Origin of the sequence: Paenibacillus sp. PK1-4R, assembly GCF_030369595.1 — a bacterium.
GTDB lineage: Bacteria > Bacillota > Bacilli > Paenibacillales > Paenibacillaceae > Paenibacillus.
Genome location: NZ_CP126535.1, coordinates 4,829,266 through 4,842,883 on the forward strand (window position 1 = coordinate 4,829,266; position 13,618 = coordinate 4,842,883).

The window sequence follows — 13,618 nt, forward strand, 5'->3', positions numbered from 1 at the left end:
AGTGAATAACAGGAGATGAGAATAACATGAGTATCCCTTGGTCCAAAATGGCACAAAACACCCCGTCCTCTGTCGTTCGCGACATGCTCCAGGCCGCTCAGGCACCTGGAATGATCTCTCTAGCCGGTGGATTACCAGCCCAGACTTCATTCCCGCTGGAAGCCATACGCGTTGCATATGAAAAAGTATTTATGAGCGGAGCAGCCGCTCTTCAATATGCGGAGACTGAGGGTTACCGTCCTCTTCGCGCCAAAATCGCCGAACGTCTTGAATCCAAGGGCATTCCCGCTTCACCCGATCACATGCTTCTCACTACGGGTTCACAGCAATCCATTGACTTGGTTTGCCGCATCCTTCTCGACCCAGGTGACCGCGTATTGGTTGAATCACCAACCTACCTCGCTGCTCTGCAAGTCATTCATTCCTATCAGGCTGAATCTCACGGCGTAGCCTGTGATGATCACGGCATGTTGCCTGAATCTCTGGAGGAACAGCTCCAGTTGCATCGTCCAAAACTTGTCTATATTAATCCCACGTTCTCCAATCCTACGGGAAAAGTATGGTCGCGAGAAAGAAGACAGCAGGCTGTGGATCTGTGCCGCAAGTATGGTGTACTCATTCTGGAAGATGATCCCTATGGTGAAATTCGGTTTAATCCGGAGCAATTGGATGTCCCTGCTCTCGCAGAACTGGATGCAGTATCCTATGACGGCCCTTCCAACGTTATCTACACCAGTACATTCTCCAAAACGGTAGCACCTGGCCTTCGTACGGGCTGGATACTGGCTGCCCCCGATATTGTCAAAATGGCAGCACGAGCCAAACAAGGTGCTGACTTGCACTCCAGCAGCATTGACCAAAGAGCGCTTCATGCACTACTTGAATCTTTCGATCTGGATGCGCATATCCGCCATATTTCAGAGGATTACGAACAACGCATGAAAACACTGACTACTCTTATGGCAGCCAAAGCTTGGGAAGGTATCTCGTGGAATTCACCTCAAGGTGGCATGTTCTTGTGGCTGCAATTGCCTGAAGGCATGCTTGCAAGCAATCTGTTCACTTATGGAATCCAGGAGAAAGTGTGCATTGTCCCTGGTGATTCCTTCTATGCAGGTACACCAGAGTTAAACCGCATGCGGATCAACTTTACTCATACGGACCCTGAGCTCCTTCCGGAAGCCGTGGAAAGAATGGATCGCGCCATCCAACGTTGGCATGCTTCCTTAACATCGGACAGTGTTGTTACACTGTAATGAACTGTCATAAACGTTTGACTATTCCATTAGCATATGAAGATTAATAACTTGATATGAGAAACAAAAATAAGGCGGCAGGCCCGAGAATATCGGAACTGCCGCCTTATTTTTATAGAACCTGTTATCAACAGGAGTTAAGTTTTTTTAGATGTTCATGGGTCCTTCTGATCAGTCAGGCCATCGGATAATTCATACGAGTTGTCCTCGACTGATAGGTGGACTACATTGTGTTGCAATAGTGTTGTTGTTGCAGTTAGGAAAGCTTACCGTAAGCCGGGTTCTGTGCTCTTCGTGGTTCATACGGGAACTACCCTCCCACCAGAAGCGACAATCATCTATCTAGGCCATACATTGCTGCACAGCTCAAGCGACCAACCTAGACACACCTCGGGCTAAGGTTGCCTCCTCCGAAGAGGCGGCTGTGTCCCATTAGGTCTTGCTCCAGATGGGGTTTACCAGGAACGAAGTCACCAGCGTTCCTCGGGGTCTCTTACACCTCGGTTCCATCCTTGCCTGTGCCGGAAAATCCGGCCATCGGCGGTCCATTTCTGTGGCACTATCCTTCAACTCGCGCTGACTGGACGTTATCCAGCATCCTGCCCTGTGGAGCCCGGACTTTCCTCTCGTGGCAACAAAGGCCACCAGCGATTGTCTGTCAAGCTTTCCGAACAACATTACATAGTATACAGGCATTTAGGTTCCCAGACAAGCTTAATATTACTGGGAGCTGCACAGCAACGATCTTTTTAGATAAACTGGAATACTTCCGTATTTACCTCTGAAGCTGTAACTTGCGTATCATATCGTTTTTCTTCCAAACGGGAACGAAGCCAATCCGCTGTTTTTGGTTTCATAATCTTCTCGGAATTATGTCCCGGGTCGATGATACACATACCTGCCATTAACGCATCATGAGCCGTGTGATAATCAATATCTCCGGTCACAATAACATCCGCACCTTTGAAGCGGGCAGTCAGCGCGTAACGGCTGCCAGAGCCGCCAAGAACCGCTGCTTTTTTGATCTGCTTGTTCAGATCTCCTACTACCCGCACATGAGGCACATTGAATTGGGTCTTCACGACCTCCACTAGCTCACCTAATGTCTTAGGATCCCTAAGGGGTCCCAAGCGTCCCAGACCGAGCGTACGGCCCTTTAAATCCATTGCATAGAGGTCATAGGCCACTTCCTCATACGGATGAGCCTTAAGCATCGCCTGAACGACCTTACTTCTCAGACTTTGGGGTACGATGGTCTCAATACGCATTTCTTCCACACGTTCCATCTGCCCTTGGGTACCGATAAACGGTTGAGTCCCTTCACCAGGTACAAACGTTCCTGTACCTTCCGTGTTAAAGCTGCACTTGTTGTATTGACCGATACTCCCCGCTCCGGCTTCCAGAATGGCCTGAAGAACCTGTTCATGATGGGTACGAGGCACAAAGACAGCCAGCTTGTACAGATGATCTGTGTGTACATCTTCCAGCGATTCTTTACTCTCGATGCCAAGTGCATCGGCCATCCAGTCATTCATCCCACCCTCGGCCACATCCAGGTTTGTATGACTGATATAGACAGCAATATCATGCTTAATCAGCTTTTCATACAATTTACCCATAGGTGTATCTGTACTCAGTGACTTAACCGGACGGAAAATGATCGCGTGATGAGCGATAATCAGGTTGGCACCGATACGAATCGCTTCGTCCACCACCTCATCCGTCACGTCCAAAGCTACTAACACGTGACGGATTTCTTTTTGCAAACTGCCAAGCTGGAGACCAATGCGGTCATCCGGTACAGCCAGATGTTTGGGAGCGAGTTGCTCCATCAGTTGAATTACAGTTTGACCTTTGGCAAACATGCCAAAACCTCCTTCAAGTTTGCGATAAGACGCTCTACCTCAGCCGCCTTGTCCCGGGAAGAATCCTGATCGGATTTGGAGATGGAGTTAACAACCCCTTGCAGTTTGACGATCTCACTTTCCCATTTGGAAAAAAATACATCCGTCGGTCGATCAACCAAATAAGGCCCCATCCGTAGCAGCAAATCTTCCGTCAATTCTGTCCCGCCTTGAAGCGGACGTGCACGATACACCTCTACATTGGCAATCGGGCTTACAGATTGTGGCATCGCCGTTATAATCTCATAAATCTTGCCCTCTTCTTCGAGCAACTGTTCTGCTACAACCACCCAGTGATGCTCCAGTAACCAGCGTCTGAGGATATCCTCACCCACATTTGGTTGCAAAATAAGTAACTGGACTCCTTCCAGTTTGGATAAACCTCTGTCCAAAATAGAAGCAATCAAGGCACCGCCCATGCCTGCGATGGTGATGACATCCACTTCACCCGCAGAGATCACATCAAGACCGTCTCCACGACGCACCGTGATTTTTTCTTTCAGGCCAGCATCACTGACTTGTTTGCATGCAGCATCATAAGGGCCAGGATTGACTTCCCCGGCTACTGCACTTGCAGCTTTCCCACTGCGGATTGCGGCTACTGGCAGCAACGCGTGGTCTGAACCGATATCAGCCATGCGGCTGCCATCGGGAATTTGATCATGTATTCGCTGTAATCGATTCGAAAGTTTCATGAAGCACCTACACCATTCATTTAATTTATTGATTTGCATTGAACAAGGAAAAGCGATAAAATAAAATCCAATAAAACATTTCAAGGATGAATTTCCAAAACCAAGAAATCAAGACGTTTAAATTAAAAATAAAGGAGACCCCGCCGCCGCTAAAGCGTCTTGCGGAAAGTCTCCCATAGTTCGATTATTCGAGGAAATCCTTGAGTCGTTTACTACGACTCGGGTGACGCAACTTACGAAGAGCCTTAGCTTCGATCTGACGAATACGCTCACGCGTAACACCAAATACCTTGCCGACTTCCTCCAGCGTTCTCGTCCGTCCATCGTCCAGACCAAAACGTAGACGAAGCACGTTCTCTTCACGTTCAGTCAATGTATCCAATACATCTTCGAGCTGTTCTTTCAGCAACTCATACGCAGCAGCATCCGCCGGAGCAAGTGCTTCCTGATCCTCAATGAAGTCACCCAGATGGGAATCATCTTCCTCACCAATCGGTGTTTCCAGAGAAACCGGTTCCTGTGCAATCTTCGTAATTTCACGAACTTTCTCTACACTCAGATCCATCTCAGCAGCGATTTCTTCTGGTGTCGGTTCACGCCCAAGTTCTTGCAACAGCTGACGGGATACCCGGATCAGCTTATTAATCGTCTCCACCATGTGCACAGGGATACGAATGGTACGCGCTTGGTCAGCAATAGCACGAGTGATCGCTTGGCGAATCCACCATGTTGCATACGTACTGAACTTGTATCCTTTTTTGTGGTCGAACTTCTCAACCGCTTTGATCAGACCCATATTACCTTCCTGAATCAAATCAAGGAACAACATTCCACGTCCAACGTAACGCTTGGCGATACTGACAACGAGTCGTAAGTTAGCTTCAGCCAGACGACGCTTGGCTTCTTCATCCCCGTTCTCAATCCGTTTAGCCAGTTGTACTTCATCATCTGCCGACAACAGTGGCACACGACCAATTTCCTTGAGGTACATACGGACAGGGTCATTGATTTTGATACCTGGCGGCAAGCTCAGATCATCATCAAAGTGGAATTCGTCCTCTCCCTCTCTGGTGTTGTTCTCGGAATCTTCACTAGGACGAAGTGTAACCTCTTCATTATTTTCATTCACTACATCGATACCCAGATCGCTCAGTTGCTCATAGAACTCATCCATTTGCTCTGCATCCTGCTCAAAAGGAGAGAGTTTCTCTATAATTTCCTTGTAATTCAGCGAAGCTCTTTTCTTACCTGATTCAATCAATTGATCTTTAACCTGATCCAGTGTCAATTCTGTTTCTAGTTCAGTATGCTGATCATTCGCCATAATTCGACTCCCTCCTCCCTAGAAACATCTAATCATCAGACGTTCACTGTCTCTCTAGGGCAATCATTTCAATTGCAATCTGTGCCGCGCGTACAGAATCACCTGCCCGCTCTGCAGCAATCATTTCTTCTTTTTTCAAATCGTACTCTTTCTTACGCGGATGCTTCAGCACTTCCCTGATGCAATCATCGAGCATTTGAATACTCCATTCACCTGGACCATCCATCATCGAGATTGAACTGACCGTTTTTTCCAGACGATCGTCATGCAGTGAAGACATAAAACGGCTTGTATCCGACGGTTTGCCTTGCGCATAGTAGGCATATAGATAAGCAGCAATAGCTGCATGATCATCCAAGTTAAAAGCTTCACCAAGATGCTCATTCACGTACTGGGCAGCCTCATCATCCTGCAACATCCAGGCAATCAGTTTGCGTTCGGCAGCGTGATAAGCCGGCAACAGATTGGGTGTAGGCACCTGCCTATTTTGTTGCCTACCATTATTCCACCTTTTCGGGTTATTATCCCCAAACTGGAGGTTATTTTTCATCGCCTCCCGTTCTTCATTACACTCCTGCTTCAATGTTTCGAACGATACGTCCACTTCTGCAGCCAGTTCACGAAGATACACTTCCCTTTCTGTTGGAGAAGGTAAGGGTGCAATCAACTTTACTGCTTCTTTCGAATAGGCGATTTGTCCGCCACCCTCTAGCAGTATATGGCTTTTTTTTAAGTTTATAAGTTTAAATTTTGTAGTTGTCACGGCACCGTCCACAATCTGGTTTCGGAACCGTTCACCACCATGCTTCCGGATAAAATCATCCGGGTCAAGTCCCTCGGGAATGAGAGCCACTTTGACCTGCAATCCAGCTTCCTCAAGAATAGGGAAGTTTTTGAGTGCAGCAGCCTGTCCTGCTCTGTCGCCGTCATAACATATGATGACTTCGTCGCACATCCCTTTGAGCATCAGTGCCTGATTCTCGGTTAACGCAGTGCCCATTGCCGCTACACCATTCTGGATATCCTGGTCCCATGCGGAGATGACATCACCATATCCCTCGAACAAAATGGCTTGTCTTTGTTTGCGAATTGCATTCTTGGCATGATGCAGATTATAGAGAACACGGCTTTTGTTAAATAACCGGGTTTCCGGTGAATTTAGATACTTCGGTTGCCCATCTCCCAATATGCGTCCTGCAAATGCAATCGGCTTACCGCTCCTACCATTAATCGGGAACATAATCCGGTCTCGGAATCGATCCACATATCCCTGACCTTCATTTCGGGGTGACAGAAGTCCACCCTTTTCCATCTCTTCGAGTGGATAGTTACGTTTCTCAAGAAATTGTACCAGTGTGTCCCAACGATTTGGTGCGAAACCAATCTGGAACTGGTCAATCAACTTGTCGCCAAAACCTCTTGAGCGTAAATACTCCATGGCTGACTTGCCGTGCTCTGTATTTTTCAACAAAAAATGATACAGCTTCGCGGTAAGCTCATAAGCCTCCAACAGACGTTCTGTCTCCGGATTCACATGAGCAGATTCACGCCCTTGCCAGTCCCCCATAGAGATGTGACTTTCTTCTGCCATCGTCTTGACAGCCTCGGGAAAGGATAACCCTTCGATTTCCATCCTGAATTTGATGGCATTTCCACCCGTGCCGCAACCGTAGCAGTAGAAAATTTGTTTCTCAGGTGTAACGGTGAACGAAGGCGTCTTCTCGGAATGAAAAGGACAGAGGCCTTTCATATACTTCCCCTGTTTGGTCAGATGCACAAATCGGCTCACCGTATCGACAATATCATTCTGCTGTAACACCGATTCAATAATACTTTCGGGTATACCGCCTTGTCCGGTACTCATCTCTGGCCACCTTCATCTCTTCAACACGTAAATATAATTCGATAAACTTACACATTCTCCTGCAAATCTTTTAAAAGTTTTGTCAGTTTATGTTGAAACATTTCTCGATCCTGCTCTGTGAAAGGCTTTGGGCCTTTCCCGTAATGGCCTCTTTTTCGTGCTTTGGCCGCAGTATGACGAGAATCCAACATGAAATCAATGTCACGATCGTTGAACTCACGACCACGAAAGGACAAAACATAACAACGTTTGCCAAGCGCAAGTGCCGCAAGTCCATAGTCCTGAGTGATAACCACATCATATGGCTTAATATGATTAGCAATATACAGGTCTGCGCTCTGATCACTGCGATCCACTTGCACGGTTCGTACCCCTTCTCCTCCTTGAAGCAAATGATCAAATGAAGAGACTAACAATACGGGGATGTTGAAAAGGCGAGCGGTTTGCGCAATCTCGGTTTTGACCGGGCAAGCATCACCATCCACAACAATGTGGCGTATATTTAACTCACTCAAACCCAGACCACCCGGTTTCATAAAATAGCTGCATATTGTTATATACGACCCCGGCCAGGCAAAATCCTTCTGCCGGAACGAGGGAAATCAAAGGCTAAAATACGGAGCGGTTGTAAAAAATACATTTCACAACCCGTTCCGTATATTTATACCCTCATATATCCTTCTTTAATACTGAATTTTAGCTTTGCGCAAAGTCTGTGGAAAAGGACTCATTAAATACGCTCAATTACCAAACCAACTTGGAAAAATCAGCAAATCCTTTTAAGTCACGATCAATCGCCGCGAGCAAGGCAAGTCGGTTCGCACGGACAGCCTCATCTTCGGCCATAACCATGACCGAATCGAAGAATGAGGTAATACCATCCTTCCAGGCAGATGCAATAGCCAGTGCTTCAGCAGCATGATGCTGAGTCAACGCCTGACGATATTCTGCATTCGTTTTGCTCCATGCCTCATGGAGCTGACGTTCTCCATCTTCTGTGAACAATTCTGGATGTACGGAAGCATTGGATGCTTTGGCAGCCAGATTGCCCACACGGTTGAACGATTCAACCGTTGTTTTGAATGCGTCTCCTGTCAGAACAGCCGCCATCAACGCTTCACCTTTTGGAACCACAGCGCTGATATCATCGAATCCCGAAGAAATTACGGCATCCACTACGTCGTAGCGAACTGTTTCGGACAACAATTTTTTCACACGAAGACCAAAGAAGTCTTGCAGATCTTTACGAACCTCTTCATCTGCACGTTTCAACAGGTTCATCTGGGCATGCACTTGAAGTGCCACTCCGAACACATCTGACAATGTCAGCGGAAGCTTGTGATCCAGCAAAATCTGTACAATACCTGCAGCCTGACGGCGCAGCGCATACGGATCCTGAGACCCCGTTGGAATAATGTTGATGGAGAAACAACCCACGATTGTATCCATTTTGTCCGCAGCACTCACAATGGCACCAACAAGAGAAGCAGGAGATTGATCTCCAGCGAAACGTGGCTGATAGTGTTCAAATACCGCTTTGGACACCTCTTCTTTTTCGCCAGCTTTACGAGCGTAATCCTCACCCATCACACCTTGCAGTTCCGGGAATTCTCCCACCATCAGTGTCACCAGATCGAATTTGCAGATATCTGCTGAGCGGCTAACGGATTCAGCAACATCACCGGATACTTGCAGTTTGGTAGCAAGTCCATCGGCAATCTTGCGAATACGACGCACTTTATCTCCAACCGTTCCCAATTCTTCCTGGAAGACGATACTTTCCAGCTTCGACAATGCATCCTTAATCTGTAGCTTCTGATCTTCCTCATAGAAGAACTTGGCATCAGACAGACGTGCACGCAGAACTTTTTCATTCCCTTTGGCAATAACGTCCAGTGAATCACTTCCACCGTTACGTACCGTCACGAAGAATGGCAACAATTGTCCTTCATTGTCCAGTACAGGGAAATAACGCTGATGCTCACGCATGGAAGTAATCAATACTTCTTGTGGAATATTCAAGAATGAGGAGTCAAATGTCCCGAACAATACGGTAGGTGTTTCCACCAGGAACAGAACTTCCTCCAGCAAGTCTTCCTTAATCGCAATATCCCATTTTTTCTCCGCAGCCAGTGCCTGAATCTGGGATACAATCATCTGTTCACGTTCCTGGATATCAGCAATGACATGTTCGGAACGCAACACTTCCACGTATGAAGACGGAGTGGAGATCACAGCCTCCTTACCGAGGAAACGATGTCCGCGAGTTACATTACCCGACTTAACACCTGTCACTTCCAGATCGATAACCTCACTGCCGAGCATAGCCACAATCCAGCGGATTGGACGTACAAATTTGAAATCATAGGAAGCCCAACGCATGAATTTCGGGAACGTCATGGCATGTAATACAGAAAGTAATCCTTCACCAACTACAGAAGCTGTTTCCACACCTTTGCTGCTCTTTGTTGCATAGATATATTCCACACCGTTCAGTTCCTTGAACGTGAACTGGTCGGGTTCAACACCTTGACTGCGGGCGAATCCGAGTGCAGCTTTGCTCCAATTGCCACTGTCGTCCAGGGCAATTTTGCGTGAAGGACCTTTCACTTCTTCCTCGATATCTTCCTGCTTTTCAGCCACATTGTGAATCAAAACAGCCAGACGGCGTGGTGTAGCATATGCATTCACTTCACCATAAGCAATGCGGGATGCGTCAAGCCATTTCACGAGACGCTCTTGCAGCTGTGCGATTGCTGCGCGCATAAAGCGTGCAGGTACTTCTTCCAGCCCGATTTCAAACAACAAATCCTTAGACATGCTCGGCTCCCCCTTTCTTGATCAGCGGGAAGCCTAGCTTCTCACGCTCTTCCATATATGTTGCAGCGACTTGGCGAGCCAGATTACGAACACGTGTGATGTAACCCGTACGTTCCGTTACACTGATGGCTCCACGTGCATCCAACAGGTTGAACGTGTGGGAACATTTCAGCACATAGTCATATGCCGGGAATACCAGATGCTGCGCCATGGCCTTGTTTGCTTCTTCTTCATGCATGTTGAAGAGTGTAAACAGCATTTTGACATCAGATACTTCAAATGTATATTTAGAGTGTTCGAATTCTGGCTGACGGAATACATCACCATAAGTGATACCTTCCACCCATTCCAGATCAAACACATTCTCTTTATCTTGAATGTAAGAAGCCAAACGCTCCATACCGTACGTAATTTCAACAGCTACCGGATTTGTCTCGATCCCACCAACCTGTTGGAAATACGTAAATTGCGTAATTTCCATTCCGTCCAACCATACTTCCCAACCAAGACCTGCACAACCAAGGGAAGGATTCTCCCAGTTATCTTCAACAAACCGAATATCATGTTTGAGCGGATCAATGCCAAGACGTTTCAGACTTTCCAGGTAAATTTCCTGAATATTGTCCGGAGAAGGCTTGATGATGACCTGGAACTGATGATGCTGGTACAGCCGGTTAGGGTTCTCACCATAACGTCCGTCCGAAGGACGACGGGAAGGCTCCACATAGGCCACTTTCCAAGGTTCGGGTCCAAGCGAGCGTAAAAAGGTCATCGGGTTCATCGTACCTGCCCCTTTTTCCGTATCGTATGGCTGGACAATAATACAGTTATGCTCGGCCCAGAATTGTTGCAGCGTTAGAATCATCTGCTGAAAATTCATAATCATGCTCCTTTTCAATGGTTTGTTAGCAAGCTTAGGACGGTGAAGACAACAATAAATAGCCCCCGTCCTACGCCTGTTGTACAGACGTAGGGACGAGAGCTATTCCCGCGGTTCCACCCTACTTGGCTTAGATCAAACAGGATGATCCTGTTCGTTCCAGCCCACTTTTCCGTGTCCATTCATGCTCCCGAGTGCCGTTTCAAAGACCGATTCAGCCAGGCTCCCACCATCCCCGGCTCGCTCATTCATGATTACCAAGTGTTATACAACGACTTGTGTCCATGAATGCAATAAATCCAGTCTTTTACTTTCTCGTTCAATGCATGTCTCATAAAGAGAAATTATATTTCATAATATATAAAATCTAGTATGAAGTCAAGATATAGTTTCGCTTCCACCAAAACGCCTCAAATCCCGTACTTCTCCATCTGATCGAGGAAAGAACGGGATTTAAGATTCAGACCGAGCTGATGATCCATAAAGGCACGCATCAACTTTTTGATCTCATCACGGGTAGACTCACTCACTGATATATTCCCCAAGCGCTGCAGATCCAACTGCGCGAACAAACGCAACAACTTCAGAGCCTTTGGACTTACTGACATCGCTGGAGGATCGAAATGTTTGCATGCTCGACACAAGACGCCACCAAGTCTGGGACTCATAAACAACTGCTCATCTGGTCGCTCCTGGTTGCAGGAGATGCACTCATCAAACTGTGGACCATATCCAGATGCCTGTAATATTTTCATTTCGTACAGACTTGTAATAACAACCGGATCTTTCTCTTCCTTCAACGCCTGCAAACACGCCTTTAACTGTTTGAACCAAAATGTCCCCGTCTCTTCATCCTGAAGCACACGATCCAATAGTTCACACGCATAAGAGGCATAAGAGGCCTTGACCAAATCTTCACGCAACTCATGATAAGATTCAACAATTTCTCCAGCGTTCAGTGTGCCTAGACCTGTATTTCGAAAATATACATATTGACCATACGTAAACGGCTGCACCAGTGCAGCATGTCGGCTCTTGGGCTTTTTGGCACCGCGGACGAGTACTCCTACTTTCCCGCCGCTTTCGGTGCAAAGCGTAATGATTTTGTTCCCTTCGCCGTAGTCCATGCTGCGGATGACAATCCCTTCCACCCTGTATAGCATGCCTCGTCACCTAACCATTCCCGAATCAGCCAATTATCCTTCGGCTTCTTCATCTTCAATCACTTCCCTTGCGTTATCCGACTCCTGTCCTAACGAGTTACATGCCTCGGTATATAACAAATAGGACTCTACATCCCCCGTCATCGCAAAAACCTTCCACGAAAAATCTCGCATCGGAATTTCATCCTCTCTTCGGAAATGACGTCTGCATCTACCAAATAGGATGGAGTCTTGCAAGGTAAACTATGTGTTGCAATTACTGGATACAATTCCGACGATCAGTCGCGGCCAAAGCCAAGGTCACGCAGAACTCTATCCTGATTTCTCCAGTCTTTTTTCACTTTAACCCACAGGTCCATGAAAATTTTGGAGCCGAGCAAGTTCTGAATATCGTGTCGAGCTCGTTTACCCACTTCTTTCAGAAGGGCACCCTGCTTCCCGATAATGATTCCTTTTTGCGAATCCCGTTCCACAAAAATGACAGCTGAGATATAAACGACACCGTTATCTTGCACTTTCATATCCTCAATCGTTACAGCAATGGAGTGTGGCACTTCTTCACGAGTCATCTGCAAAATTTTCTCACGGATCAACTCTGCACATACAAACTGCTCCGGATGGTCAGTAACCTGGTCATCAGGATAGTACTGTGGACCTTCTGGTAAATACTTGCCGAGCTGTTCCAATAGTGTGCTTACATTACTGCCGAGCATGGCTGATACAGGCACGATTTCAGCGAAATCATGCAGTTTGCGATACTCCTCAATAAGGGGCAGCAGCGCTTCCGGCTCAATTTTGTCAATTTTATTCATGACAAGAATGACAGGCGTACGAATATTTTTCAACTGTTCCGCAATATAACGGTCACCGCCACCCATGCCTTCCGAAGCGTCAATCAGGAACAGCGCTGCTTCTACTTCTCCAAGTGTGTTCAGAGCAGTCTGGTTCATGTAATCGCCAAGTTTGGATTGACGTTTGTGAATACCCGGTGTGTCCAAGAATACGATTTGCTGATGTTCGGATGTATATACACCATGAATTTTATTACGTGTGGTTTGTGGCTTGTCCGACATGATTGCAATTTTCTGTCCGATCACCTGGTTCATCAATGTGGATTTACCTACGTTTGGACGTCCAATAATAGCTACAAAACCGGATTTAAATGCTTGTTTTTTCATATGTTCCTCCTCAGGCGCCTAGGCCTGGAATATTGGTTTATTTTTTGGCAGAATTCAGATCAGAAGGCCCAAAAGCCCAAGGTAACAGTTCAGCAACGGTGGTCTCTTGCAGATCACCTTTCATGTTCCCCAAGATAACTTTCATATCTGGTTCACACAGTTCGTACATGACCTGACGACATACGCCACATGGAGCAATCGGACCATCCGTGTCTCCCACAATGGCAATCGCTTTGAAGCTGCGAGGCTTCTGCCCACCTGCAATGGCACTGAACATCGCTGTACGCTCAGCACAGTTACCTGGGGTATAAGCAGCATTCTCAATATTACAACCATGATGCACATGACCTTCACTGTCAAGCAAAGCCGCGCCTACACCAAAATGGGAGTAAGGCGTATACGCCTTCGTACGTGCCTTAATTGCTTCTTGCATTAACAAACCGTTATCCATCATTATTCTCTCCCTTAGGGTGCAATATAAAGTTAGTACCTACGAATTAAGTTCAACCAAAGCCAATTTTACACTAGCCACTC

12 protein-coding genes and 1 other RNA gene are annotated in these 13,618 nt (G+C 46.9%); 1 reads left to right on the forward strand and 12 read right to left on the reverse strand.

The window, feature by feature from the left end; genetic code table 11:
• The first annotated feature begins 26 nt into the window (after positions 1-26).
• Entirely contained in the window at positions 27-1,256 is a 1,230-nt protein-coding gene (locus QNO02_RS21030; protein ID WP_036615022.1) for an aminotransferase-like domain-containing protein, read from the forward strand.
• Between the two features lie 257 nt (positions 1,257-1,513).
• Here QNO02_RS21030 and rnpB read toward each other — a convergent pair.
• The 12 genes from rnpB to QNO02_RS21090 all read right to left on the reverse strand — a co-directional run bounded on the left by rnpB (position 1,514) and on the right by QNO02_RS21090 (position 13,535).
• Positions 1,514-1,923, reverse strand: an RNA gene (gene rnpB, locus QNO02_RS21035) — RNase P RNA component class A.
• An 82-nt stretch (positions 1,924-2,005) separates the two neighbouring features.
• Positions 2,006-3,121: a Nif3-like dinuclear metal center hexameric protein gene (locus tag QNO02_RS21040; protein ID WP_076328102.1), complete on the reverse strand. Its 1,116-nt coding sequence runs from the start codon at positions 3,119-3,121 to the stop codon at positions 2,006-2,008.
• Positions 3,097-3,855: a tRNA (adenine(22)-N(1))-methyltransferase gene (locus tag QNO02_RS21045; protein ID WP_289389886.1), complete on the reverse strand. Its 759-nt coding sequence runs from the start codon at positions 3,853-3,855 to the stop codon at positions 3,097-3,099. Before QNO02_RS21045 ends, QNO02_RS21040 begins: the two co-directional genes overlap by 25 nt.
• A gap of 184 nt (positions 3,856-4,039) precedes the next feature.
• A complete protein-coding gene (rpoD, locus tag QNO02_RS21050) occupies positions 4,040-5,179 on the reverse strand; it encodes an RNA polymerase sigma factor RpoD (RefSeq protein WP_017687256.1) in 1,140 nt (379 codons plus the stop codon).
• A gap of 43 nt (positions 5,180-5,222) precedes the next feature.
• Positions 5,223-7,043 (reverse strand): DNA primase, encoded by a 1,821-nt coding sequence (gene dnaG / locus QNO02_RS21055; RefSeq protein WP_036615029.1) that lies wholly within the window; start codon positions 7,041-7,043, stop codon positions 5,223-5,225.
• A 47-nt stretch (positions 7,044-7,090) separates the two neighbouring features.
• Complete coding sequence (locus QNO02_RS21060) at positions 7,091-7,558, reverse strand: YaiI/YqxD family protein (RefSeq protein WP_017687254.1); 468 nt, start codon at positions 7,556-7,558, stop codon at positions 7,091-7,093.
• A 229-nt stretch (positions 7,559-7,787) separates the two neighbouring features.
• Positions 7,788-9,863, reverse strand: coding sequence for a glycine--tRNA ligase subunit beta (gene glyS / locus QNO02_RS21065; RefSeq protein WP_289389887.1), 2,076 nt, complete (start codon positions 9,861-9,863; stop codon positions 7,788-7,790).
• Positions 9,856-10,743 (reverse strand): glycine--tRNA ligase subunit alpha, encoded by an 888-nt coding sequence (glyQ, locus tag QNO02_RS21070; RefSeq protein ID WP_017687252.1) that lies wholly within the window; start codon positions 10,741-10,743, stop codon positions 9,856-9,858. Before glyQ ends, glyS begins: the two co-directional genes overlap by 8 nt.
• A 410-nt stretch (positions 10,744-11,153) precedes the next feature.
• Positions 11,154-11,906 (reverse strand): DNA repair protein RecO, encoded by a 753-nt coding sequence (gene recO / locus QNO02_RS21075; RefSeq protein WP_091028417.1) that lies wholly within the window; start codon positions 11,904-11,906, stop codon positions 11,154-11,156.
• A gap of 33 nt (positions 11,907-11,939) precedes the next feature.
• Positions 11,940-12,080 (reverse strand): YqzL family protein, encoded by a 141-nt coding sequence (locus tag QNO02_RS21080; RefSeq protein ID WP_074095877.1) that lies wholly within the window; start codon positions 12,078-12,080, stop codon positions 11,940-11,942.
• Between the two features lie 104 nt (positions 12,081-12,184).
• Positions 12,185-13,084 carry a GTPase Era gene (gene era, locus QNO02_RS21085; protein ID WP_062835494.1) on the reverse strand — a complete coding sequence of 300 codons (900 nt, stop codon included), beginning with the start codon at positions 13,082-13,084 and terminating at the stop codon, positions 12,185-12,187.
• A gap of 37 nt (positions 13,085-13,121) precedes the next feature.
• Positions 13,122-13,535: a cytidine deaminase gene (locus tag QNO02_RS21090; RefSeq protein WP_076211616.1), complete on the reverse strand. Its 414-nt coding sequence runs from the start codon at positions 13,533-13,535 to the stop codon at positions 13,122-13,124.
• Positions 13,536-13,618 lie beyond the last annotated feature (83 nt).

Excerpts from the sequence above, each read along its gene's own strand:
- QNO02_RS21030 (WP_036615022.1), top strand. The coding sequence starts at position 27 with ATGAGTATCCCTTGGTCCAAAATGGCACAAAACACCCCGTCCTCTGTC.
- QNO02_RS21040 (WP_076328102.1), bottom strand. The coding sequence starts at position 3,121 with ATGTTTGCCAAAGGTCAAACTGTAATTCAACTGATGGAGCAACTCGCT.
- QNO02_RS21045 (WP_289389886.1), bottom strand. The coding sequence starts at position 3,855 with ATGAAACTTTCGAATCGATTACAGCGAATACATGATCAAATTCCCGAT.
- rpoD (WP_017687256.1), bottom strand. The coding sequence starts at position 5,179 with ATGGCGAATGATCAGCATACTGAACTAGAAACAGAATTGACACTGGAT.
- dnaG (WP_036615029.1), bottom strand. The coding sequence starts at position 7,043 with ATGAGTACCGGACAAGGCGGTATACCCGAAAGTATTATTGAATCGGTG.
- glyS (WP_289389887.1), bottom strand. The coding sequence starts at position 9,863 with ATGTCTAAGGATTTGTTGTTTGAAATCGGGCTGGAAGAAGTACCTGCA.
- glyQ (WP_017687252.1), bottom strand. The coding sequence starts at position 10,743 with ATGAATTTTCAGCAGATGATTCTAACGCTGCAACAATTCTGGGCCGAG.
- recO (WP_091028417.1), bottom strand. The coding sequence starts at position 11,906 with ATGCTATACAGGGTGGAAGGGATTGTCATCCGCAGCATGGACTACGGC.
- QNO02_RS21080 (WP_074095877.1), bottom strand. The coding sequence starts at position 12,080 with ATGCGAGATTTTTCGTGGAAGGTTTTTGCGATGACGGGGGATGTAGAG.
- era (WP_062835494.1), bottom strand. The coding sequence starts at position 13,084 with ATGAAAAAACAAGCATTTAAATCCGGTTTTGTAGCTATTATTGGACGT.
- QNO02_RS21090 (WP_076211616.1), bottom strand. The coding sequence starts at position 13,535 with ATGGATAACGGTTTGTTAATGCAAGAAGCAATTAAGGCACGTACGAAG.